Annotated in this window: 21 protein-coding genes and 1 pseudogene; 7 read left to right on the forward strand and 15 right to left on the reverse strand. The window is 44.0% G+C overall.

Annotation, left to right across the window (positions count from 1 at the left end; all coding sequences use genetic code 11):
• Nucleotides 1-35 precede the first annotated feature (35 nt).
• Complete coding sequence (locus M662_RS11075; RefSeq protein WP_026577280.1) at nucleotides 36-1,466, reverse strand: glycosyltransferase family 2 protein; 1,431 nt, start codon at nucleotides 1,464-1,466, stop codon at nucleotides 36-38.
• The gene (locus M662_RS11080; protein WP_008639685.1) at nucleotides 1,463-2,506 is read right to left on the reverse strand and encodes a HEAT domain-containing protein; all 1,044 of its coding nucleotides are present in this window, start codon (nucleotides 2,504-2,506) and stop codon (nucleotides 1,463-1,465) included. The genes M662_RS11075 and M662_RS11080 overlap by 4 nt, the downstream gene beginning before the upstream one ends.
• A gap of 233 nt (nucleotides 2,507-2,739) precedes the next feature.
• Between M662_RS11080 and M662_RS11085 the strand changes: the two genes are divergently transcribed.
• Nucleotides 2,740-3,906 carry an iron-containing alcohol dehydrogenase gene (locus M662_RS11085; RefSeq protein WP_008639683.1) on the forward strand — a complete coding sequence of 389 codons (1,167 nt, stop codon included), beginning with the start codon at nucleotides 2,740-2,742 and terminating at the stop codon, nucleotides 3,904-3,906.
• A gap of 33 nt (nucleotides 3,907-3,939) precedes the next feature.
• Here M662_RS11085 and M662_RS11090 read toward each other — a convergent pair whose 3' ends face one another.
• From M662_RS11090 to M662_RS11100, 3 genes are read right to left on the reverse strand one after another with little or no spacing between them, the layout of a single operon-like run.
• Entirely contained in the window at nucleotides 3,940-4,395 is a 456-nt protein-coding gene (locus tag M662_RS11090) for an SRPBCC family protein (RefSeq protein ID WP_026577279.1), read from the reverse strand.
• Complete coding sequence (locus M662_RS11095; RefSeq protein ID WP_008639680.1) at nucleotides 4,388-4,852, reverse strand: effector binding domain-containing protein; 465 nt, start codon at nucleotides 4,850-4,852, stop codon at nucleotides 4,388-4,390. The genes M662_RS11090 and M662_RS11095 overlap by 8 nt, the downstream gene beginning before the upstream one ends.
• A complete protein-coding gene (locus tag M662_RS11100; RefSeq protein WP_008639678.1) occupies nucleotides 4,849-5,442 on the reverse strand; it encodes a DUF7010 family protein in 594 nt (197 codons plus the stop codon). Before M662_RS11100 ends, M662_RS11095 begins: the two co-directional genes overlap by 4 nt.
• Before the next feature lie 238 nt (nucleotides 5,443-5,680).
• On the opposite strand from M662_RS11100, the pseudogene M662_RS19565 reads away from it, so the two are divergent.
• Nucleotides 5,681-5,761: pseudogene (locus M662_RS19565) on the forward strand (YjcZ family sporulation protein); the annotation flags it as partial.
• Between the two features lie 121 nt (nucleotides 5,762-5,882).
• Nucleotides 5,883-6,389 (forward strand): peroxiredoxin family protein, encoded by a 507-nt coding sequence (locus M662_RS11110; RefSeq protein WP_008639674.1) that lies wholly within the window; start codon nucleotides 5,883-5,885, stop codon nucleotides 6,387-6,389.
• A gap of 37 nt (nucleotides 6,390-6,426) precedes the next feature.
• Here M662_RS11110 and M662_RS11115 read toward each other — a convergent pair whose 3' ends face one another.
• Both M662_RS11115 and M662_RS11120 read right to left on the reverse strand, forming a co-directional pair.
• Entirely contained in the window at nucleotides 6,427-7,920 is a 1,494-nt protein-coding gene (locus M662_RS11115; protein WP_026577278.1) for a potassium/proton antiporter, read from the reverse strand.
• Nucleotides 7,921-8,038: 118 nt separating this feature from the next.
• Nucleotides 8,039-8,935, reverse strand: coding sequence for an NAD(P)/FAD-dependent oxidoreductase (locus M662_RS11120; protein WP_008639838.1), 897 nt, complete (start codon nucleotides 8,933-8,935; stop codon nucleotides 8,039-8,041).
• Nucleotides 8,936-9,086: 151 nt separating this feature from the next.
• On the opposite strand from M662_RS11120, the gene M662_RS11125 reads away from it, so the two are divergent.
• The 3 genes from M662_RS11125 to asnB all read left to right on the forward strand — a co-directional run bounded on the left by M662_RS11125 (nucleotide 9,087) and on the right by asnB (nucleotide 13,585).
• Complete coding sequence (locus M662_RS11125; RefSeq protein ID WP_026577277.1) at nucleotides 9,087-10,643, forward strand: ABC-F family ATP-binding cassette domain-containing protein; 1,557 nt, start codon at nucleotides 9,087-9,089, stop codon at nucleotides 10,641-10,643.
• Nucleotides 10,644-10,874: 231 nt separating this feature from the next.
• Nucleotides 10,875-11,546 (forward strand): NAD(P)H-dependent oxidoreductase, encoded by a 672-nt coding sequence (locus tag M662_RS11130; RefSeq protein WP_026577276.1) that lies wholly within the window; start codon nucleotides 10,875-10,877, stop codon nucleotides 11,544-11,546.
• 212 nt (nucleotides 11,547-11,758) lie between these two features.
• On the forward strand, nucleotides 11,759-13,585 hold the full coding sequence (gene asnB / locus M662_RS11135) for an asparagine synthase (glutamine-hydrolyzing) (protein ID WP_026577275.1): 1,827 nt from the start codon (nucleotides 11,759-11,761) through the stop codon (nucleotides 13,583-13,585).
• Between the two features lie 45 nt (nucleotides 13,586-13,630).
• Here asnB and M662_RS11140 read toward each other — a convergent pair whose 3' ends face one another.
• The 8 genes from M662_RS11140 to M662_RS11175 all read right to left on the reverse strand — a co-directional run bounded on the left by M662_RS11140 (nucleotide 13,631) and on the right by M662_RS11175 (nucleotide 22,734).
• A complete protein-coding gene (locus M662_RS11140; protein WP_026577274.1) occupies nucleotides 13,631-14,728 on the reverse strand; it encodes a hypothetical protein in 1,098 nt (365 codons plus the stop codon).
• A 225-nt stretch (nucleotides 14,729-14,953) separates the two neighbouring features.
• A complete protein-coding gene (locus tag M662_RS11145) occupies nucleotides 14,954-15,286 on the reverse strand; it encodes a hypothetical protein (protein ID WP_026577273.1) in 333 nt (110 codons plus the stop codon).
• 508 nt (nucleotides 15,287-15,794) lie between these two features.
• A complete protein-coding gene (locus tag M662_RS11150; protein ID WP_026577272.1) occupies nucleotides 15,795-16,544 on the reverse strand; it encodes a TerC family protein in 750 nt (249 codons plus the stop codon).
• A gap of 599 nt (nucleotides 16,545-17,143) precedes the next feature.
• On the reverse strand, nucleotides 17,144-18,487 hold the full coding sequence (locus M662_RS11155) for a GH1 family beta-glucosidase (protein WP_008639856.1): 1,344 nt from the start codon (nucleotides 18,485-18,487) through the stop codon (nucleotides 17,144-17,146).
• Between the two features lie 24 nt (nucleotides 18,488-18,511).
• The gene (locus tag M662_RS11160; RefSeq protein ID WP_008639858.1) at nucleotides 18,512-19,525 is read right to left on the reverse strand and encodes a LacI family DNA-binding transcriptional regulator; all 1,014 of its coding nucleotides are present in this window, start codon (nucleotides 19,523-19,525) and stop codon (nucleotides 18,512-18,514) included.
• Nucleotides 19,526-19,611: 86 nt separating this feature from the next.
• Entirely contained in the window at nucleotides 19,612-20,445 is an 834-nt protein-coding gene (locus M662_RS11165) for a carbohydrate ABC transporter permease (RefSeq protein ID WP_008639859.1), read from the reverse strand.
• Nucleotides 20,446-21,399: a carbohydrate ABC transporter permease gene (locus M662_RS11170; protein ID WP_026577271.1), complete on the reverse strand. Its 954-nt coding sequence runs from the start codon at nucleotides 21,397-21,399 to the stop codon at nucleotides 20,446-20,448.
• Between the two features lie 60 nt (nucleotides 21,400-21,459).
• Nucleotides 21,460-22,734 (reverse strand): ABC transporter substrate-binding protein, encoded by a 1,275-nt coding sequence (locus tag M662_RS11175; RefSeq protein ID WP_026577270.1) that lies wholly within the window; start codon nucleotides 22,732-22,734, stop codon nucleotides 21,460-21,462.
• Nucleotides 22,735-23,141: 407 nt separating this feature from the next.
• Between M662_RS11175 and M662_RS11180 the strand changes: the two genes are divergently transcribed.
• Nucleotides 23,142-23,318, forward strand: a complete 177-nt coding sequence (locus M662_RS11180) for a hypothetical protein (RefSeq protein ID WP_008639380.1) — start codon at nucleotides 23,142-23,144, stop codon at nucleotides 23,316-23,318.
• The last annotated feature ends 110 nt before the right edge of the window (nucleotides 23,319-23,428 follow it).

A 23,428-nucleotide genomic window follows, 5' to 3' on the forward strand; every position in this document is an offset into this window, starting at 1 on the left:
TTTATCAGCGCCCCAAGGAAAGCACCGTCTTGGGACTAAGACTCTGCATTGGTTTGAGATAAACCTTTCCGATTCATATCTCCCCAACTTCCTTTTTTCTTACAGATTGCTTGATAAAGGCCTGCGACGCGCCACCAAACAAGCATAGGCCGATACCAGAAACTCTCTGTAAGTGCGTAAAGAAATAACACGACGACACTTTTCAAATCAGGGTACTTGTGATAGGTCCACTCTTCAAGAAGGACCGCCAGTGAGGACAACATGGAACCATAGAATATGGTTAACAGCCCCATAGCAATACTCACTTCAATAGATATAAAGGAAAAAATCAAACCGATTACGATAATGGCATACCCCAGTAATTCGAAAACCGCACTCAACAATTCGACGAAGAGATAATAGGGAAGAGAAAACATTCCAATTCCTTTGTATTTAGGATTAAAAAGCATGTCCCGATGCTTCCATATTGTCTCTGCAAGCCCACGCTGCCAGCGCTTTCTTTGCGCACAAAGAGAGGAAATCGTAGATGGAGCCTCTGTCCAGCATACAGGATCCTGAATGTATTCAATTCGCTGCTTTGAGTTCTCTTCCTTAATAGTACGGTGCATACGAACGATCAATTCCATATCCTCTCCAACTGTATTCGTATCGTAACCACCGGCTTTAATCACCCGTTTCTTTTCAAACACACCAAAAGCACCGGATATAATCAGCAGGATATTTAAACGGCTGAGGCCTAGTCTCCCAATCAGGAATGCTCGAAAATACTCAATGATCTGCATTCGCACCATCGGTTCTCTGGCAAGACCGATCTTTTCCACCACACTTTTCACGATAAGGGATCCGTTGGCGATCCGGACGGTCCCCCCAGTAGCGGTCACCTCCCCGTTTGAGTCAATGATCGGTTTCATCGTCTTAAGTAAGGCATCCCTGTCTAATAAAGAGTCACCGTCGATTGCTGCAAAATAGGGATACTTGGAGAAATTAATGCCGGCATTCAAGGCATCGGCTTTTCCTCCATTTTCTTTTCTTAATAGATAGACATGAGGATAAAGAGTGGATTGATACCCAGCGGTCACATCCTTCGTTTGAAAGTGCCGTCGTGTAGCTAGATTAAACGGCTCCATCTCGAACGTATGGATCATTTTCTCTGCCGTCCGGTCTTTGGATCCGTCATCAATGACGATGACTTCATATTGAGGATATTGTAAAGCAAGCATCGATTCCACCGTATTAAGAATACCCACTTCTTCATTATAAGCCGGCACGAGAACAGATACAGGGAACGTATCTGTATTAACAGCCGTGTCTTCAATCAATTCTTCCCTGTCCAGCTCTTTCTCCTTTTTAATTTTCGGCCCGGCGAGAAGAAATAATACCCCATATAATACGGCAACGATTACCATATAGAGAATGACAAACACCGCAGTTACATCTACGATAACCGATAATATTTCCTGCATCATACGCTTTCCCTCACTTTCATGCTCATAAATTGACGAGCCATATCACGAGCAAAACCATCGGGATGCTCCTCCGCTATACGAGCCAACATATCCTGTCCGGCAGGCAGCTGCCGGATAGCTTGACATGCGGTGTACCGCACCCACCATTCTCTGTCCCCGGTCAGATCATGAAGCGCTTCTCTGCTCTCCTTTACTCTACGCATGCCTGCAAGTCGTGCCACTAACATTCGTTCCTCCCAATAATTTGATTGGAAGAAAGAGGCGATTACGCTCATTTCCACGTCCGCATCCGCATCAGCATAGCTGCGAAGTGCTTTTAAACGTATTTCCTTATCCTCATCCTGAAGCCATCCCTTAATAAAAGCGACATGTTCCTGATTTTTTGTTTCTCCGCAGTAGGTAAGGATTCCAATAATTACATCTCTTTTTGTATCCGCTCCTTCCTCTATCAAATAGATTAATGTACTAAGAAAATCAGCGGGCATACGCCTGAGCATTTGCTTTGCAAGCCTCTGAGTCATGTGTGGAGTTTCAAGAATAACTCGAATGACTCTCTCATCCCCAAGTGCAGCAGCCGTCCTTAGGGTCTGCCGATATTCTTCATCTATTTTTCTTAACGATTGGAAATGTTCCCATACGTCATCCTTTAATTGGGTCATATGAAAGTCTTCTATGTAGAACAGAGTGTTTACGCGCTGAGACCAGCTTCCCTTCTTTAGTAAAAGCTGGTAGGACTGGGCAAGGTGTTTATGAGAAGATTCTTCCACCCGCTCTTCTGAAACAGCCGGGTCCTTGCGATCGACGATATCATTGAGCATTCGTTCGATCAGGTTAACCTTGTCTGTTTTTGACATGATGTACTCCGGCTCTTCCTCCTCACCGGCAAGGAAGGATCGAAAACTACCATAGTAAAAAGCATAAAGATCATTCCGGTGTTCCTGGATCCTCAATCTGTTTGCTTTCATAACCAATAAATAGCAAAGCAAAAAAACTTGAAGAGCAAAAAGGACTCCAACAAGGATGAACACAAGTTGCAGCATCCCATCACCTCACTTGTTAATTATAATGAACATTATACGAATACTTTCCGTGTTTTGGAAGTTAAATACTCGCAATCACGATATAATAAGCTTCATTTCACCCCTTATTACCTAGGTACATGGTAGACAAATGGTCTGAATGTTCCTTTTTTCCATATTGCTATGTTTACATGTATCAGCAATCGGCAATGCACAGGAAGGTAGGCAAGAAACTCAGCATAGGAGGATGTATAATGAACCGATTTACCATACCCCGAGACATATATTTTGGCGAGAACGCATTGGAAGTGCTGAATACGGTAGCAGGAAAGAAAGCATTGATCGTAATCGGAGGAGGCTCCGTCAAGAAGAACGGAAACCTGGATCAAATTGAAGGATACTTATCGGAGGCTGGTTTGGAAACGAAAGTTTTGGAAGGCGTCACAGAAGAACCTTCGACTGATTTAATAAATAAGTATCTGGACGAGGTGAATGATTTTGCCCCTGATTGGATCATTGGAGTAGGCGGCGGTTCTCCGATGGATGCAGCAAAAGCCCTTTGGCTCTTTTACGAACATCCGGATTTGACCTTCCAAGAAGCTGTAGAACCTTTTCAGCTTCCGGAGCTAAGGAATAAAACCAAATTCATAGGCATTCCCACGACAAGCGGAACGGCCTCTGAAATATCCAACCTATCTGTCATTACCGATTCAGAAACCGGCGTCAAATATCCTCTCGCAAGCTTCGAGCTCACTCCCGACCTTGCGATTATCGATCCGGTCATGGTGGAATCCATGCCTAAAGAGGTCATTGCATACAGTGGAATGGATGCAGTGACCCATAGTATTGAAGCCTATGTAGCTAAACCACGGACTACATTCACCGATTCCCTGTCCATCGAAGCACTGGACATATTAAATCAGAATCTGCTGGCTTCTTATAACGGGGAGGAAGCAGCACGTGAGAAAGTCCATTACGCTCAAGCGATGGCTGGTATGGCATTCGCTAATGCTGTGCTGGGGAATGTACACAGTATGGCTCATAAAAGCGGACCTACATTCGGAATCCCGCATGGTTGTGCAAATGGTATCTACCTTCCCTATGTCATCCAATTCAACCGCTCCGTAGTAGAAGATCGATACGCTGCACTCGCTCGACGAATCGGCCTTGTCGGAAGTAACGATAAAGAGCTTGTTGATTCTCTCATTGAGTGGGTCCGGGATTTAAATAAGGCAATGGAAGTGCCGAACAACTTGAAGGACTTCGGCATTGAAGAAGCATTGTTCCATGACCACGTGGACAAAATGGCCGAAAATGCTGTGGAGGATCCGTGCACGGGCACCAACCCGCGTGAAACATCCAAAGAAGAAATGAAAGATCTATTCACCGCTGCATACCATGGCAAAGCCGTTACCGTTTAACACGAAAGAAGCTGCCTCATTGAGGCAGCTTCTTTAATGTTTCATCTCCGCTTCTCTTTCCACACGATCCATGAATTCCCTAACAACACGTGCATTCCCTTTTCTATTGGCGAATAATAACATCAGTTTTGATAAAACGGTGATTCCCTTATTTCGGCCCGAATATTGAAACATCGTTAGCCCGTCTTCGGATTCACTTAGTTGAAAATCAGCCGTCACTTCAAACATACCGCTGATTACAAATTGAATTTTTTTATGTTTCTTTTGTGGAATGTCCTCATATGCGAGCGTCCTTACTTCATAGGATTCCAACCGATCTCCTTCTTTATATGTCTGTTGGTGGACTGCGCCTGCCTCTGTTTCTGTTCCTTTTATCAGCTGGTGTTCGACCACTTTAGGCATAATACGCTTTATATTTTCATCGGAAAACAACACCCAGACGTCCTCGATGTTCTCACGTACCTTCCTTTCTTCCTTCCACTTAATCATGTAAGATATCCCCCTTTGCCGCGACGGGCTCATACAGGTCTACAACAAGCTCTTCTTGGTTACCCCACCGCCGGTAAACTTCCATACAAAAAGAAGTAAAAATCCTTTCGTAGCCGTTTACATCCATAATAGAATGTAAAGTTTCATATGTACGTCGAATATCCACACCTGAGCCCGTATGCGTCATGACGGCGTAAGTCTGGGCTGGTATTGTAAGTACCGACATTCCAGCTCTTTTTTCTCCCGCCTCCTCTAGAGGTACCCCAAGCCAATACCCATCCTCATCCTTTTCGCACGGACCAGGAATGAATGCTCCGATTTGACATGTGGAAGCTGGAAATTCCTTTGAAAGAACACGGGAGGCAGAAGCGATTTCCTTTCCATAAGCAGCTTCTGAACACAGAATATGGAAGCCGATCAGAGTCCGGCTTTCCTCCTTAATATATTTTAACGTCATATCCTTCTCTCCTTTTTTGGATCAGCGGCAGAATAACCGTCCATTTCCAGCTTTTTGTTTCTTGACTCCATCTTTGTTCCAACAATGATAGCGGAGATAGATACAATCACAATGATTGGAACAAGAAGAAATTGAAGCTCGGGGTAAACGATTATGCTGCATAAGCAGAAAATCATCATTGCGACGGGGGGAAAAATATAAGCTTTTGATTCATACAGCCACGCAAACGGAAAGAAATGGCCGCCTGTGATAATAGCAATGGCAAAAGGAAGCGCCCCTGGATCTGAGAAAAATATGTACACGGTGAGAGGTCCCATTATTGCAGGAACAGCTGCCAGGACACCGGAAAGTCCGGAAAGCGGATTTAATTTTCGAAACAGCTCGATACCCATCCATTTAGCAAACAGGACACCGATCGGAAGCAATAACCCGGTGCCGTACAAATAAATGATGGCAAGCAGCTTTTCGTCCGTAATGAAGAAAGATAAAAGAAGCAGGGCCGTCCAGTAAAGGAGTGCACTCCATAAAACAGGAACCCCTTTCCTGTTGTAGTCCGCCAATTCCCTTCTTGCTTGATTAATATCCAACATCCACGCCCCTTTCTATTCCTCTTTTTTCTATTATACCAAAATTATTGTAATTATTTGAAGACTTCTAGACGAGCACACACCCGAATCGAAGGCGACTACATAGTATAAGAGTAGTGAGGCTGGTATTCATTGCCTCTATTCTATTAATGAAGGAGTGTTTTACATGGGCTTCGGATATGGCGGATTCGGCTGGGGAGGTTACGGCGGATACGGATGCGGAGGTTATGGCGGCGGCTGTGGTGGTTATGGCGGCGGCTTTGCATTGATTGTCGTGCTGTTCATCCTTCTCATCATCGTTGGAGTAGCGTACGTTAAGTAAACCATGAAGCGGAGCGGTCTTTACTGCTCCGCTCTTCGACATGCTTCCACACTACATAGGTTAACTATAAAAGAAACAGGGTAAAGGATGTCGTACGTAATAGGGAAGGAGTGTCATTTCAATGACTCAAACATTCAAACTGAATCAGGACGCGCCTGATTTCAAATTACCGAAAATATCAGGTGGCAGCTTCAGCCTCTCCGAGGCGCTGGAATCTCAGGATCAGTGGTACCTGATTACATTCTTCCGTGGTTCCTGGTGCCCTGCCTGCATGAGCGAATTGGATGAATTCCAGGACAGCCTGGACTATTTTAAGAAGCATGACGTCCGTGTGGTGTCAATTACACAGGATCGTGTGGAAGATTTGGAGAAAATGGTGGAAGACCATGGCTTTACTTTCCCCGTTCTGGTGGACGAAGATCTGGAATTCGCATCCTCCTACGGCGTTCATTACCATGACGAGCAGGCTCCCTATGAAGATCATGGTACCCACGGCGAACCGGCTTATTTCCTACTGGATGAGAAAGGAAAAGTCCTATATCAGCAGAGACAGACAAGCCCATTTGGTCGCCCCCATCCTAACGAGCTCAGAAAAACAATAAAATACATCAAAAAGAACTTAAAGTAAAACCACATAACAAAAGGACCCCAAAAGGGTCCTTTTGTTATGTGGCCTGAGATTGTTTGGCACGTTTTTGCTCAAGTGTCTTCTTGAGTTCTTCTTTATGCTTTTCTTCAACGAGAATATACAGGAAGTCTCCAGCATGAATCTCCGTTTCTCCATACGGGGTAATAATTTCATTGTTGCGTATGATCGCACTTATATTAGCTCGATTTGGAAATTGGACATCACGCAGCTTCTGTCCCACAATGACAGACTCTGCATTCGTCTGGTACTGTATCATTTCCGCCTTCGCCTTCCCCATTGATATAAGCTCAATCGAATGGTGCGGGACATCCTTTTTCGGCCCGACCAACTGCATCTTATTGGCTACATAATTGATGGTTGATCCTTGAACCAGTGCAGAAGTCAGTACGACGAAAAATACAAGATTGAAAATTCCCTGGCTGTTTTCCAAACCATCGACAATTGGGAATGTTGCAAGCACAACCGGTACAGCGCCCCGCAACCCTGCCCAGGAGATGAACAGCTTTTCTTTGACCGTATAATTCATTTTGATCAAGGAAAGAAAAACCGCCAGTGGTCTTGCGATAAGGATAAGAACGATGGAAATGAGCAAGCCGTTAAGGATGATACCGGAGGAGAAAAGCTCCTGCGGGAATACGAGCAGCCCGAGGATTACGAACATGAGAATCTGTGCCATCCAGGCAAACCCTTCATTAAATTGGAAAATGGAATAACGATAAGTCAATTCACTGTTGCCAATCACTAATGCTGCCACATATACAGCTAGGAACCCACTTCCTCCTATATAGGCCGTCACGCTGTAGGTCGCAAGTGCAAAGGCAACCGATAGTACCGGGTAGAGTGCACTAGAATCCAGTTTGATTTTGTTGATGGACAGAGATGCTAATTTTCCTAGACCGACACCAAATAGAATGCCGATGCCCATCTGCAGGAAAAATTCCGGAATCAGTATCCAAATGGAGGTCCCTTCTTGGGTGATCAGTTGAATGAGGGAAAGGGTCAGAAATACGGCCATCGGATCGTTTGTTCCTGATTCAGCTTCCAATGTTGCTCCCATTTTAGCTTTAATATTTCTTTCCTTTAAAGAGGCGAATACGGCTGCAGCGTCTGTAGAACCAACGATGGCACCGAAGAGAAGACTTTCCAGCAGAGTAAAATCGACAAGGAAATAAACAGCTATCCCCACCATCAGGGAAGTGAGCAGAACACCAATGGTAGCGAGAGACAAAGATGGCAGCGCAACCGAACGGACCGTCGCCCATTTTGTATGTAGACCACCTTCAAAGAGGATGATTACAAGTGCAAAAACACCGATGGTCTGCGCGGTTTTGGCATCATCGAAATATATAATCCCCAGCCCGTCGCTTCCGAACAGCATCCCCACCATTATGAAAAGAATCAGAGCAGGTATGCCCCAGCGACTGGAGAATTTAGCGACGAGTACACCGCTGAAAAATAAAAGAGCGGTTAATAACAGGATGGTATTTGGTCCATAAGAGTCAAAAAACATGGAATTTTGGATGCTCCTTAAAAGGTCATATAGTAATTGTGGAAAGAAAGAGGCAAAAGAGATGATACATTTAGATTATCGGAATTTTTTTATAAAATCAAAGTAAATGCTCAACGTTTCACTCTCTTTTTCGAAGCCACTTTTGAATCCAAATCGCCGCCTGGGCCCCTTCCCCCATGGCTACCGTCGCAAGCTGAGAATGAATAGATACATCGCCTGCAGCAAACAGACCCTCAATATTAGTAGCGGTTGTTCTTGTATCCGTCATTACCGGTCCGCTGCCTTTCACAATGGCTCCCAGCTTTTCTGCAAGAGCCGTCACAGGGCGGCTTCCCCCCAGGGCAAGAAATGCTTTTTCCGCTCTCAATACTCTCCCTGAATCCAATTTCAATCCTGCCATTATTCCATCCTTCTGCTCAATTTGGTCTACTTTCCCTTGTATGACAGGAATTGCTTCCATTCTCGATAATTCTTCAAAAACCGGTGATATTTCCTTTGATAAGTGATCAATGACTATTAAGTCTTTCGTCCAATACATAAGTGTCTCGGCCATGCGGGCTCCTGCGTCTCCTGAGCCGATGACAACCGTCTTTTTGTTAGTGATTTCATACCCGTCACAATCCGGACAAACATATATAGAACGACCGAGGCATGGAAAGAGACCGGCTATATCGGGTAAATTATCTTCCACTCCCGTGGCGAGCAAAACAGTTCTTGACTTATATCGTACCCCTTCTCTCGTCTCCACTTCGAAACTCCCTGACTCCTGACTTAAGGATACGGCCATGGTTTCCTTCCGTTCTACACTGTAACGTGCAGCCTGTAACCACCCATCCTTTCTTAATTCCTCCCCACTGATCCCCTCCGGGAAGCCGAGAATATTATTGTATTGCCGGCATAAGGAAGATCTTCCACCGCCAGCATCAATGATTAAAACTTTTCTTCGGTACCTTCCCAACATGATGCTGCACTGGAGGCCGGCTATGCCGCCTCCTATTACGATACAATCATACATTCCACCATCTCTCCTTTTTCTTTTTAACGTTCCCGGCAGCAATCCATTTTACTCGGTTTGTACGAATAGAGGGATTCCCTCCTTTCAATCCATCCGGACGCCCTTTATAATGAGAAAGAATGAATTTTAACTAAAGAAAAGGTGTTAACAGATGAGTTTACTCACAGTAAAGAATTTAAGTCATGGGTTCGGGGACAGAGCAATCTTCGAAGACGTATCCTTCCGCCTGCTTAATGGCGAACATATAGGGTTGATCGGTGCAAACGGGGAAGGTAAATCAACCTTCATGAATATCATTACCGGAAAACTGGAGCCGGATGCCGGCCACATTTCATGGGCAAAACGGGTCCGGATCGGTTATTTAGATCAGCACGCCGACTTGGAACAGGGAATGACCATCCGCGATGTCTTGCGGACCGCCTTCCAATACCTGTTTGATATGGAAGAAGAAATGAACAGCCTGTTTGCAAAAATGGGAGAAGTGGATCCTGAGGAACTGGAGAACCTTCTCGAAGAAACAGGTGTATTACAAGACGCATTGACAAATAACGATTTCTACACGATTGACGCAAAAGTGGAAGAAGTGGCTAATGGACTCGGTTTGGATGAAATAGGTCTCGACCGGGATGTGCACGATCTAAGCGGCGGCCAGAGAACGAAAGTGTTACTTGCAAAGCTTCTATTGGAGAAACCGGATATCCTTCTTCTTGATGAGCCAACCAACTATTTGGATGTGGAACACATCGAATGGTTGAGGAATTACCTGATTGAATATGAGAATGCATTCATTCTCATCTCTCATGACATTCCATTCCTGAACAGCGTGGTTAATCTCATTTATCATATGGAAAACCAGGAACTTTCCAGATACCCTGGTGATTATGATGAATTTGTTCGTGTATATGAAATGAAGAAACAGCAGCTTGCCTCCGCCTATAAGAAACAGCAGAAGGAAATCGCTAACTTAAAAGACTTCGTCGCACGTAATAAAGCAAATGCCGCAACAAGTAAGATGGCAATGAGCCGCCAAAAGAAACTGGATAAAATGGATGTCATTGAATTGGATGCCGAAAAACCAAAGCCGAAATTTGACTTCAAACAGGCTCGCACTCCCGGCAAGTATCTATTCCAGACAAAGGATCTCGTCATCGGCTATGACGAACCTCTATCACGGCCTCTCAACTTATCTATGGAACGAGGCCAGAAACTTGCCCTTTCCGGTGCTAACGGAATTGGAAAAACGACCCTCCTGAAAAGTATTCTCGGAGAGATCAGTCCTGTTTCCGGATCGGTCGAACTCGGCGAGCATCTTCATATCGGTTACTTTGAACAAGAGCAGAAAGACATTGGCAGTCAAACGTGCATCGAAGAAATATGGGAGGAGTTCCGTCACTTCACTCAGTATGAAGTAAGAGCTGCTTTAGCAAGGTGCGGACTCACCAGAAAACATATCGAAAGTAAAGTTCAAGTGTTAAGCGGTGGAGAGAAAGCCAAAGTCCGACTCTGCAAGTTAATCAACAAAGAAACGAACCTGCTTGTACTTGACGAACCGACCAACCACTTGGATGCCGATGCTAAAAATGAACTGAAACGGGCATTAAAAGATTATAAAGGAAGCGTACTCCTCATCTCCCACGAACCTGAGTTTTATCAGGACATCGTCACGGATGTTTGGAACTGCGAAGACTGGACAACTAAATTATTTTGATTAGAAAGAAGCTTCCTTTAACAAGGAAGCTTCTTTCAGTATTTGGAGAAAGTTTAAGCGGTCAGGAAATTCAATCCAAAAACCATAACCAGGTTCACCAGCCGTCTCCTTAAAACTTCTTTAACAAGCTTCATTTCTTCACCTGTCAAACCCGGAACCAAGCATATAAGAGGAATGGTATAAGGAATTTGTGTTATATTACGTATGCAAATTCCAAGGAGGGATACTACCATGTCTGTACATGAAAAAAAGAAGCAACAACTGTTAGAAGCAGCACACTTCCGCTATGCGACAAAGAATTTCGATCCAGATAAAAAAATCTCCGATGAAGACTTTCAATTTCTTTTAGAAATCGGCAGACTTTCCCCAAGTTCATTCGGGTATGAACCTTGGCGTTTTGTCGTTGTTGAAAGCGAAGAACTTAGACAGAAGATTAAGGAGACTGCATGGGGCGCATACGGAAAGCTGCCGGATGCAAGCCACTTTGTCCTTTATCTTTCCAGAACGGGAAAGGACACACGATTCGACTCGGATTATTTGAAAGATCAGTTAAAGACAGTAAAAGGTATGCCGGAAGAACATGCTCAAAAATTCATAGGCAGAATAGAAGAATTCCAGAAGCAGGACTTCCAATTAGATACAGATCGCGCCCTACTTGACTGGGCAGGTAAACAAACCTATATTGCATTGGGAAATATGATGACAGCAGCGGCTGAGATCGGAATTGATTCTTGTCCAATTGAAGGGTTTCCGATAAAAGCAATGCACGATCTTCTTGAAGAAGAAGGACTTCTGGATAATGGAAGCTTTGAACTGTCTGTCATGTGCGCTTTCGGTTACAGGAACGAAGAACAACCGAAAAAAACACGCCGCCCAATCGATAATGTCGTAAAATGGATCTAATAAATGTTACAGGGATTTTCCTTATGTAGGAAAATCCCTGTTTACTTTCTCCCTCTCTTAACAAAAAACTCAACCAAATGTCTCATTGACGGTTAAAATCTTATAGTTGTATCATACAAATATAAAGTTGTAACATACAACTATTTATTCAAGCATGCCGTTGAAAAAGTTTCTTTACGGCAAATCAACCAGCTATGAAAGAAGGTTACATCATGTGTGGAATTACAGGATGGGTCTCATGGACCCGTTTATTAGAGAATCAAGAGAAAACACTGAAAGAAATGACAGAATCCATTACTCACAGAGGACCGGATGCCGATGGTTTTTGGCTTGATGGACAAGCCGCTTTCGGTCATCGTCGTCTGATTGTCGTTGATCCGGAAGGCGGCCTCCAGCCAATGATTTACGAAGCAGACGGAAATAAAGTCGCCCTTTCCTACAACGGGGAAATCTATAATTTCCAAGAGCTTCGCGAAGAGTTGACAGTGCTTGGTCACACCTTCCAAAGCTCCTCCGATACGGAAGTCCTCCTCCATTCCTATCTGGAATGGGAAGAGAACTGTGTCCATCATCTGAACGGGATCTTCGCTTTCGCTATTTGGGATGAACGCAAAGACCAACTGATGTTGGGACGCGACCATCTTGGCGTAAAACCACTTTACTTCGCCAACAGGGATGGAGAAATTATTTTCGGATCCGAATTGAAAACTTTATTCGCTCACCCTTCCATCGAACCTGTTATTGATAAGAACGGTTTATCTGAAGTATTCGGTCTCGGGCCGATCCGCACGCCGGGACAAGGTGTCTTCAAGGATATCGAAGAAGTACGTGCCGGCCACTACGTTCTTTTTACGAAAGATGAGCGTCACACGGAACGATACTGGAAGTTGGAAAGTAAAACACACGAAGATGACCTGGATGAAACGGTCGAGAACATCAAGTGGTATTTGGAAGATACGGTAAACCGCCAATTATATGCGGATCGACCTGTCGTCTCTATGCTGTCCGGCGGCCTGGATTCCAGCGGATTGACAGCCATTGCATCTAAACAGCTGGAGAAGACCGGGAACACACTTCATACGTACTCTATGGATTTTGAAAACAGCGACGACAGCTTTGCTCAGGATTTCCTGCGCGTAGACAAAGACGAGCCATGGGTCAAGAAAGTAGCCGAACATGCAGGTACAAACCATGAATCGATCATCCTTGACGCTGAGTCTCTTGTGAACAACTTATTAGTTCCGATGAGAGCAAGAGATCTTCCGGGTGTCGGAGAAATTGAAACCTCTCTTTACCTCCTTTTTAAAGAAATGGAAAAAGACGCAACGGTTGCTCTATCCGGTGAATCTGCGGATGAGGTGTTCAGTGGGTATCCATGGTTTCATAAAGAAGAATTTCTTGATGCAGACACGTTCCCTTGGTTATTGAACATGCAGGGGATATCCGGCATCCTTTCCGACGATATGAAAGAAAAATTAGACATTCCCGCCTATCAAAAAGCACGCTATCAGGAAGCACTCGAAGAAGTGCCGACGCTTGATAGCGAAACAGAGACACAGGCAAAACAAAGACGTATGTCTTACATGTTCATTACACGCTTTCTCCCTTTCATGCTGGATCGAAAAGACCGTTCCAGTATGATGACAGGCTTTGAGGTACGCGTTCCTTTCTGTGACTACCGACTTGTAGAGTACCTATGGAATGTACCGATTGAAATGAAGAACGTAGATGGAATAGAAAAAGGAATTCTGCGCCGTGCCCTTGCCGACTATTTGCCGGAGGATGTACGATACCGCAAAAAGAGTGCCTACCCAAGTACGAAAGATGAAGAATATTTGGCAGGGGTGAGAAACTGGATGCTTAGAATCCTTGATGATCCTGATTCTCCTGTCCTTGCCTTTATCGATACGGATAAAATTCGCAGCATTGCAGAAGAAAAAGCGACGGATATCGATGCCAATGCTGCTAAATCTCTATTCGACTATTTGATTCAGATCAATGAATGGATGAAGGAATACGACATTAAAGTAGAACTATGAAGAAGGAAAATCCCCACTGCTTAAGCAGTGGGGATTTTTAGTAAATTATTGATAGTTAATGATGGACGGGTTCGGATCCATTTTCAATACTTCTTCTGCGGTCAGTACCGGCTCGTCTTTCTTATAAAAGACTTTGAATCCACCATATTGAACGGCCTCATTCCGAACAAATTTGCGGTATAGACTCATCTTCGTTCCAGCGGCTCCCCATCCGTCATAGTTTAGCGCAACTTCGACATTATCCGTGGGCTGGATAGCGTCCTTATTAGTCAGAGCCTCGTCCATAAACTGGTGAACAAGTACGATTTTATCAGGGAGATTGTTCTCTTCCACCATTTTCGATATGTATTCTACCGCCTCCTGAACTTCCGCACCATCGACCTGTCCCAGGTTAATTCCGGGTGTTTCTCCTTCAGCAACGTGGAATTCCGTATCAATTGCTAAATGTACATTCGGCATTTTAAGCCATTTCTCTATCAATTTCACTTGGTTCATAACCGAATCTGTGCCAAGTTGCACATCAAGCATTAATAGTGCATCGTTCTCTTCCGCCAGTTCTGCATAACGGTCAATATCTTCCGGAGAAGTCATGTGAAAATATTTTCCTTCTTCGCCCGGATTACGCTGTGCCACCGTAGTGATCAGCTCAATCATTGGTATGGCCGGCCGCTCAGGATCCGCATCGGAATAAGCCTGTGTCTGCTCCTTCAATTTGCTCATCAGTGCTTCCGGCTCCATTTCTCCAAGAATACCCATATTCTCAGAGTTTGGGTGACCATAGTAAGCTACAATTCTATGATCTTTCAACGGTCCATCCGATTTATCTTCTGCACCCTTAACAAGCGTCTGCCCTACAGGCACCATACGTTCCCGTTCGCCGCCATGCGCCTGAACGGCCGGCATCTTCTCTTTCTCCTCTTCGGTGAGACCATCAGCAATCGGCTCGGACCCTTCTGCTGGTTCCAATGCCTTGTAAGGAGTTTCAGGTTCTTCCTCTTCCGGCTCCGCTTCTTTCTTTTCAACTTTCTGGTCCGTTTCCTCATCGGCCGTCTTTTCGTTATTCGTTGATGCCGTATCTTCCGAGCACGCAACAAGGAAAAATGCAACGACAGCCAACAACAAAAGCATACTGAATTTCTTCACTATTTGTCACTTCCTTATGTAATTTGTTCCAAAAACTTTCTACATTTTAACACAGGATGAATTATTTTGTGGCTGGTATTTGAAATTGAACAGAAAGTCTCATCTATATTCCCCCTTCCTAATTCAACCAACTCTACCCTTCACAACAGTGCACAAAACAAAAAGAAGACGTGTCACGCCTTCTTTTCCGAATAAATGTGCTGGTCTTCACAGAGGATACAGGATTCAAACCAGCTGCCGCTTATAAATTTCTTCCTTAGTACGAAGATCGACTGCGTCAACAACCATTTCCAAAACAGCATCATCTTTCATTGATTTCTGCCCCCACAACCTTATGTAATAGTCTGAACGATGATCGTGGAAAGCAACCTCTACATTTCGAATGCCTTCCTCTTCCTTTATTATACACTCCTTAAATTCCATAACCTCCCGGGGCTGACTTAATAAATATTGGCGCAAGACCGCTTCTAACTCTGGAAAAACGAGTGCTCCTTCCACCAACACTTTTTGCTCGAAATCATCCCATTGATTAAAATGGTGAACAGTGATTTGATCCATAAAACTGACCTCTCCTTTCTGCTGTGGAAAACTGATTCCCTTAACGGACGATAGGCAAACCTATCCCTATATAGCTCCATACCTAGTTATATCTAACCTCTATAATGATCAGATAATTAAGAAAATTCGTTCTGGACTGCATTACACCAGCAGAAATGGCATGTGTTTTATGGATGACCACATCGTATCATACAGGAAACTCTAATTTGGACAAAGATTTATTGTAAGATTTACTCACAAAAATATAGCACATTTTGTAAATAACTGTTGTAATAATAGCATAGCTAACGACAGGATCTTCTCCTTTTAGTTTAGACATTTATCCTATCAGACGTGAGCTAACACCTATCCGTACTTGGATGAGTCTATTACACTCACAGGTTCATCGGGTGACTGCGGATAAGGTATCCTCCTTTTACCCTCGATAGGCAGCCCTCCAACCGAATCGATGCGAACGTATCGAAAAAAAGCAAAGACACAGCTTCACCCCTGCGTCTTTGCTAACTCTTTAACTATTTACTTCTCTTCTATTCTTCCCGGAGTAGAACCAACCGCCTATTGCCACCCCTAATAGAACCGTCCAAAAAGTGATGGTCCAGGCCGCTCCATGTGCAAAATGCTCGTCGAGAACACCAACTTTTTCATGAGAAAGTGTAATAACAGCAAGTTTCACACCAACCCATGCGACAATAAGGTAGGCTGTAGTTTCCAGAGACGGCCGCTTATCCAGCAGTTTAACAAACCAGGTAGCAGCAAATTTGATTAAGATCAATCCTGCAACACCGGCGGCAAGTACAACCAAAAATTGACCGCCGTCCATTCCTCCGATTTCCGGTAGGGGGGTATTAGGCAATGCTAATGCGAGAGCCACAGCAGCAAGAATAGAATCAATAGCAAACACTAAATCCGCTGCACCAATTTTTAAAACCGTCGGCCAGAACCCTTGTCCGGAAGACAACTCTTCCTCTTGGTCTTCTTCTTTTTTACCAATAATATTTTTCAGACCTAAGTAGATGAGGTACACAGCACCGACAGCCTGAACCTGCCAAACGTTTGCAATAAATGAAATAACAAAAAGTGCGATAAACCGGAAGATAAAGGCACCAATAATTCCATAGTTAATGGCCCGCTTTTTCTGATCATCCGGCAAGTGTTTGGCGATAACGGCAAGCACAAGGGCATTATCCGCAGACAACAAACCCTCTAAACCAATGAGGATAACCAGGGTCCAAGCATATTCTATCCATAATGAGTCCATTTTTCCCCTTCTTTCCTTATGCCCCACATAAAAAACCCTTGCATCGTTTGCAAAGGTTCAGCTTTCTGCACGTATCCGCATTCTGCATATGTCTTATGAAAATGGCAGGACTCTGTGGGAGCATGCTCCTTTGATGAATATAAGAACTATATCAACAAAGACCTGGATGGTCAATTCGAATCTTCACCATTACCCACGAGCATTATTTAGAAAATGTTATTGTCAACCGTAAATTCAAGGATGACAGCCGGACACAAGAGATAGGACTTATCGAATGGACCTGGATGCTGGCCGCTCCCGTAATCGTATGTCGCTTGACCAAGGCGGTATCCTAACCAGGGATATAAGTCTCCTGCTCGTGATATTAAATTCTTTCACTTTTTGATCACCTCTTCTCTTTAACCATATGGTCCGTCCATTCAAATGGTTGAGCTTTTAAAAAAACCGTTTCCCGAGGTCAGGAAACGGTTTTCCTCTATTGAATCTGGAGGGTCACATCATCTATATGAATGTGATGCACTTCCGCAACGTCCCCCATCAAAAGCTTAAGGAAAGTCGTTTTCTTTTAAGACGAAATCGATTTCGTAACGGAAAAAATTTTACCGGTTAAACGAATTATTCTTAATGGTTTCTTTATACCAGTAAAAGCTGTCTTTCTTCGTTCTTTTGAATGTTTCAAAGTCTACGTGAATGATCCCGAACCGCTTATCATATCCTTCCGCCCATTCAAAATTATCCAGGAGCGACCATACAATATAACCGGCGATCGGAACTCCGGATTGAATGGAACGATCCAGTGCGGTCAAATGCTGCTTTAAGTAATCAATCCGCTCCTGATCATGAACTCTTCCATCCTTGACACCGTCATTGTAGCATGCGCCATTTTCCGTAATGTAGATAGGAACATTCCCGTAAGTTTGATGAATATCCGTCAATGCTTTATGAAAACCTTCTGCATAGATCGGCCACCCTATATCCGTTCTTCTTTCATCAAGAGGAACCTCCTCTACTTGAAACATCCCGCCATCTTCATGGTAACGACCGAGACTCCCTGTGTAAAAATTGATTCCCATAAGGTCGATAGGCTGGGCAATGGTATCCATATCCCCTTCCATCAACCGGAGATGTGCCCCCTGTTCAGCGAAAAGTTGGACTAACTCTTCTGGATATGATCCTTTGAATACAGGATCCATGAACCATTCCTTCTGCCACATCATCCCGAGCTTACAGGCATGAACATCCTCCTGTTTCCTAGTATATGGTTCAAGCCAGCCGATATTTGGAGCGTAGCCGATTTCCCCGTCCGGAACCTCTTCCCGGAATGATTTTACCGCTTTCCCATGTGCAAGAAGCAAATGGTGAGAGACATCCACCGCCGCCTGCAGATCTTTTTTCCCGGGAGCATGTACACCCAAGAAGTTAGAAAGAAAGGATGCACACCAAGGTTCGTTGATTGTTAACCACTTCTTCACGCGGTTTCCGAATAATTGGAACATGCATGTCGCATATGTATCGAACGCATCAACGGTAGATCTGCTTTCCCATCCGCCGTTTTCCTGAAGATATTGAGGAAGATCCCAGTGATATAGGGTGACCATCGGCTCTATACCTTCTGCAATAAGTGCGTCAACAAGGGAAGCGTAATAGTCGACCCCTTCTTTATTTGGGATTCCTGTTCGGTCTGGAAATATCCGCGACCATGAAATGGAGAAACGGTAAAGATCGACGCCTAGTTCTTTTAAATGTCGGACATCCTCCCTGTATAAATGGTAGCTGTTACATGCACGGTCACCGGTGTCCCCGTTTTTTACGTTGCCTGGCGTATGGGAAAACACATCCCATATAGAAGGGGTACGGCCTCCTTCTTCCACCGCACCCTCGATTTGATAAGATGCCGTGGCGGCACCCCATTTTAAGCTTTCAGGAAACTTTATAGTTGTCATGCTATCCCCTCCATAAATAATGACTCAACGTTCGATTGTCGTTGCCCGCGGTACCAGTTCAGGGTCTACTTTTACTGCCTGAATGGCATGATCTGATTTCATTAAATCTTCCAGCATATATGCAGAAAGTTTTCCAAGTTTCTGTTTATCCTGCTTTACAGTGGTAAGCGGCGGATCACTATACCGGCAAGCCTCGATATCATCGCAGCCGACCAGCTGTATATCATGAGGTACGGAGAGTCCGTGTTCTTTTATGGCTTTTAAAGCACCAAGAGCCATCATATCAGAAGCGGCGAATACGGCTTCCGGAAGCCTTCCTCCATTCAGAATCTTCTTCATCGCGTCATACCCGCTGTCTTCAAAGAAGTCCCCATAATGGATCCAGTCCTTCTCTACGTTCAGACCAAATTGGTTCATAGCGTCCACGAATCCGATATTACGGATACTGGATACTAAAGAGTCTTGTTTCCCTCCGATGTAAGCAATATTCCGAACCTGATTTAAATACAGATATTCCACTACATTAAAGCCGATTTTTGCATTATCTGTCATGATGTAACTGGAACGGGGGCCTTCCAATTTTAAATCGATTCCGATACAGGGGATGTCGCTTGCTGCGATCTCGTGGACCGCATCTTCAATCTCATCTCCAGCAATAATCAAACAACCATCGACATGGAAGTGTTTGCATCTTTCCAAATACTTGCTCTCCCCTTCATAAATCTTTTCATTTGAGAAGAGCAGTAAATCATACCCAAGGGCGCCTACCGTTTTCTTAAAAGAGTTGACGACCTCGTTAAAGAAAGGGTGCTTGAAATCTACGTTGATTTTCCCCGCATAGATCAGACCGATCAAGTTGGATTTCTTTGTAGCCAGTGATTTGGCTGAAAAAGTGGGCTGATATTTCGTATCTTCGATGATTTTAAAGACTTTCTGCCTTGTTGAATCACTGATGCCACCGTAATTATTAATAATTTTTGATACAGTAGCCGGTGATACACCGGCCATCTTCGCGATATCCCTGATCGTTAAATCCATGGTTTTGTATTCTCTCCTTAGACACTTTCCTGTAAAAACTATGTTTCTATTGTATCAACAATTGGAATATTTAACATATGGATCGATTACTTTACCGATCCTTCCGTGATACTGGATATAAACCATTTATTAAAGATAAGGAAGATGATGATCAACGGAACGGTCGCCCAGAATACGCCTGACAATAACATACCGAAATCCACCCGGAATGCATTGTTCAAGGATGCCAGAGCGACTTGCAGCGTGTAAGAAGACGGGTCTCTTAAGACGGTGAACTGCCACAAAAACTCTCCCCACACAAGAGTGAATACGATTATTCCAAGTGTAGCAAATGCCGGTTTAATAATCGGAAGGACGATACTTCGATAAATACGGAAGTTTGAGCAGCCGTCCAGTTTCGCAGCCTCCATAATTTCATCCGGAACCGATTCACTGATATATTGGCGCATAAGGAAAATGCCAAGCGGATTTAACAGAAACAATACACCTGCACCGAACAATGTATCTAACCACCCAAGCTGCGACACAAGGTAATATTGAGGGATCAATCCCAGTTGGGGAGGGATGACCATCGTCAGCAGGATACAGATAAAGAAAAAGTTCTTGCCCGGGAAGTTGAATTTAGCAAACGCGAAGCCTGCTAAAGAACTGATTATCAAGACAGCAAGCGTAACAGTCGTACATAAAAGGATCGTATTCCACATCGCTTGAAAGAATGGAATGGTATCCAACACTTTGGTAAAGTTTTCGACCAGTTGATCCCCTGGTAACAGTGTCGGAGGGATCGAGTTATAGGCAGCACTCGGTCTCGTTGCCATAACAAACATCCAATAGAATGGAAAGAGAGACAGCAAGGATGCCAAGCTCAGTAATATATATATCGGGACTCTTCCGCCTTTCCCTTCTGCCGGTTTTCTCATTTAAGACACCTTCCTTTTCTTCTCACGATTGAATCCTGAGGTTAACCACGTATTGATGGCTGCTGCTGCAATGATGATGATCAGTAAAAGGACAGCCGTAGCCGATGCTGTACCGAAAGAACCCAGATTAAAAGCATCCCTGTATAAGTACATGACCACTGTCATCGCTTCATCACGACTAAAGGCAGAAGATCCTAGGAATACTGTCGGTTCTGCAAAAAGCTGCAGGGCACCAACCGTAGACATAAAGACGGTTAACAGAATGAACGGTTTCAGCAATGGAATCGTAATATGGAAGAATTGCTGCACCTTCCCTGCACCATCAATGGTGGCAGCCTCATACAGATCCTTTGGAATACTTTGCAGACCTGCCAGGTAAATAATGGTGTTATATCCTACCCATCGCCAGAAAACCATCAGAGCGATTGCGATCTTCGCCCCCCATTCCGATGTTTTCCAACTTACAGGATCGATACCGAAAAGACCGATAAAGTAATTGGCAAGAGCTGTTTCGCTGCTGCTGAAAAACACACCGAATACGAGCGCAACCGCAACCATAGAAGTGATATACGGCATAAAGATCGTCACCCGGAAGAAGTTAGTGAACCGTATGACGGCAAGGTTCAGGAAGTAAGCAAGAATGATACCGACAATCAGCTGTGGCGCAGTGCCCATCAATCCAATAATTACTGTATTATAGAGTGACTTCCAAAACAGCGGATCCTGTAGAACAATTATAAAATTGCTCATTCCTACAAACTCCATTTCACCCAGACCATTCCACTTTTGAAAAGCAAGAACGATGCTGAAACCTGCAGGATACAAACCTATAATGCCAAATATGATAAAAAAGGGAGCGATATAGAAATACCCGGAAAGCATATCTTTCTTCTTCTCGGACATGTGACTCGTCTTCGCTCGGGAGACTCTCTGTTGCTTCTCCACACTCTCCATCCAATTTCCTCCTTCGTTATGTAAGGCAGGCTGAACAAGTGCTGTCCAGCCCGGCCTCCTTCATCGTTTCAAAAGATCATTGATCCGTTTCACGGCTGCATCCCATTCTTTCTCCGGATCAGCACCTTCCTGGACATTCTTCAGGGCTGTAAGCACTTCGTTGTTTACGGTCACATATTTAGGACCTTTGTAAACTTCTGGAATTTCCTGTGCTGCTTCAGCGAAGTAAGCGGCTGTATTTTGCCCTCCAAAATATTCGTCCTCATTATTGGTGAACGCTTCCATTTCATACGTATCCGGTGTGGATGGGAATAAACCGCTCTCCGTAAAGGATTTCATTTGATTTTCTGGTGATAACAACCATTGAGCGAAGTCGTAAGCTTCCTCCTTATAATCTGTTTCAGCCGGCATCGCTACGTAGGATCCGCCCCAGTTACCTGCAAACTGTGTAGGCATAGTCGTCACGCGCCAATCCCCTTCCGCATCGGGTGCATTTTCTGTCATGTATCCTTTCAACCATGCAGGAGCCAATTCTGCTGCAAAACTCCCCTCATTTAAGGCGTTCGCCCACTCAGGTGTCCACATATCAAAATTAGAGACAACCCCCATATCATTTAACTCCACTGCATAATCATAAGCCGCTTTGACACCGTTATCGGATTCTTCAATAAGAAGTTCGCCATCCCTGTTGAAGTAGCTGACCTCGAGAGCGTCCATGTTGGCACGGAATGCCATTTCCATACTATCGACCATCGGTTTATTGGTCTCTTTCCATACGGTCTCTGCTGCTTCTTTGAATTTTTCGGGAGAATCGATCATGGCAGTCACTTCATCCGGATCCGTAGGCAGACCTGCTTCTTCAAAAATCCCGGTATGATAATACATGGCTTTCGGGCCGATATCCGTAGGAAGTCCAAACAAAAAATCTCCGTCGCCGTTCTCTGCCATCTTCCATTTCCAATCTAAGTATTTGCCTTCCAGATCTTCTGCGCCTAAATCATAAAAATTGACGAATCGATCCTGCGCTTCCCTATAACGGTCCAGCTGATCGATTTCAATCATTGTCAGATCCGGTGCGCCGGTTCCAGCGGATATAGCTGTAAATAAGCTATTATGATGGTCTTCTAACTCAGAGTTTTTTATGTTGATTTTCACGTCAGGGTTCTCTTTTTCATATTCTTTTGCAAGATCTTCATAATTGGTTGCACCAAAAACCCAGAAATCAAGGGTTACTTTACCTTCTCCCGAAGCAGAATCATCTCCTCCACTGCACGCATAAAGAAAAGTAGTCAACAATAATAACATTGCAATCATCCAACTCTTTTTCAACTTCATTCCTCCTCTGAAATGCCATTAACGAAACCGGTTTCGTTAATGGCCAAAAAAAATCAATTGATCACTCGTGATATTTTGATTATATCTAGCAATGTATCCGTTTTCAATATAAATTTCAGAATTTTACTCACATTTTATTAACATATAAGGAAATCGGTTTCCTAAACAATGTTTAACCTTCTCCTTGTCTGCATACAAGACAAGATGATCCTTCCTCTTCCATGCCGGCATCTTTTTTTGCAGAAGAAAAAATGTATCACTATTAATGTTTTCGTTTAACCCCCCATTTACTACCATGACAAGACTGATAGTACTAAAGAATGAATTTAACATACAAAGAAGTAATTTCCTTTAACTTAGGGAATAGAATAAGTGAAACCTAAATCAATCAAGGGAGGAATCGCCACATGATATGGATGCTTTTGCTGATTCCGTTGGTATGCCTGATTGGAATTGCTTTATATTTTGATAAATCAAAGAAGAACAAAACAGGTGTGGATAACGAAAAGACGTATGAGGAAATCTATGAAAATAAAGGTGCCGCTACTAAGTCCGCAGATCCAAAATATACAAAGAACTTCTAAATTGATATAGGAAAGCCTTTCAGAATTTAGTTTCTTACTAAATAGGGTATAAATGGCTTCACCATTTACAGTACACTGCAGGGATGGTCCCGAGGGCCTCCCCTTTTTTT

Origin of the sequence: Bacillus sp. SB49, assembly GCF_000469135.2 — a bacterium.
GTDB lineage: Bacteria > Bacillota > Bacilli > Bacillales > Halobacillaceae > Halobacillus.

Excerpts from the sequence above, each read along its gene's own strand:
- M662_RS11075 (WP_026577280.1), bottom strand. The coding sequence starts at position 1,466 with ATGATGCAGGAAATATTATCGGTTATCGTAGATGTAACTGCGGTGTTT.
- M662_RS11080 (WP_008639685.1), bottom strand. The coding sequence starts at position 2,506 with ATGCTGCAACTTGTGTTCATCCTTGTTGGAGTCCTTTTTGCTCTTCAA.
- M662_RS11085 (WP_008639683.1), top strand. The coding sequence starts at position 2,740 with ATGAACCGATTTACCATACCCCGAGACATATATTTTGGCGAGAACGCA.
- M662_RS11090 (WP_026577279.1), bottom strand. The coding sequence starts at position 4,395 with ATGATTAAGTGGAAGGAAGAAAGGAAGGTACGTGAGAACATCGAGGAC.
- M662_RS11095 (WP_008639680.1), bottom strand. The coding sequence starts at position 4,852 with ATGACGTTAAAATATATTAAGGAGGAAAGCCGGACTCTGATCGGCTTC.
- M662_RS11100 (WP_008639678.1), bottom strand. The coding sequence starts at position 5,442 with ATGTTGGATATTAATCAAGCAAGAAGGGAATTGGCGGACTACAACAGG.
- M662_RS11110 (WP_008639674.1), top strand. The coding sequence starts at position 5,883 with ATGACTCAAACATTCAAACTGAATCAGGACGCGCCTGATTTCAAATTA.
- M662_RS11115 (WP_026577278.1), bottom strand. The coding sequence starts at position 7,920 with ATGTTTTTTGACTCTTATGGACCAAATACCATCCTGTTATTAACCGCT.
- M662_RS11120 (WP_008639838.1), bottom strand. The coding sequence starts at position 8,935 with ATGTATGATTGTATCGTAATAGGAGGCGGCATAGCCGGCCTCCAGTGC.
- M662_RS11125 (WP_026577277.1), top strand. The coding sequence starts at position 9,087 with ATGAGTTTACTCACAGTAAAGAATTTAAGTCATGGGTTCGGGGACAGA.
- M662_RS11130 (WP_026577276.1), top strand. The coding sequence starts at position 10,875 with ATGTCTGTACATGAAAAAAAGAAGCAACAACTGTTAGAAGCAGCACAC.
- asnB (WP_026577275.1), top strand. The coding sequence starts at position 11,759 with ATGTGTGGAATTACAGGATGGGTCTCATGGACCCGTTTATTAGAGAAT.
- M662_RS11145 (WP_026577273.1), bottom strand. The coding sequence starts at position 15,286 with ATGGATCAAATCACTGTTCACCATTTTAATCAATGGGATGATTTCGAG.
- M662_RS11150 (WP_026577272.1), bottom strand. The coding sequence starts at position 16,544 with ATGGACTCATTATGGATAGAATATGCTTGGACCCTGGTTATCCTCATT.
- M662_RS11155 (WP_008639856.1), bottom strand. The coding sequence starts at position 18,487 with ATGACAACTATAAAGTTTCCTGAAAGCTTAAAATGGGGTGCCGCCACG.
- M662_RS11160 (WP_008639858.1), bottom strand. The coding sequence starts at position 19,525 with ATGGATTTAACGATCAGGGATATCGCGAAGATGGCCGGTGTATCACCG.
- M662_RS11165 (WP_008639859.1), bottom strand. The coding sequence starts at position 20,445 with ATGAGAAAACCGGCAGAAGGGAAAGGCGGAAGAGTCCCGATATATATA.
- M662_RS11170 (WP_026577271.1), bottom strand. The coding sequence starts at position 21,399 with ATGGAGAGTGTGGAGAAGCAACAGAGAGTCTCCCGAGCGAAGACGAGT.
- M662_RS11175 (WP_026577270.1), bottom strand. The coding sequence starts at position 22,734 with ATGAAGTTGAAAAAGAGTTGGATGATTGCAATGTTATTATTGTTGACT.
- M662_RS11180 (WP_008639380.1), top strand. The coding sequence starts at position 23,142 with ATGATATGGATGCTTTTGCTGATTCCGTTGGTATGCCTGATTGGAATT.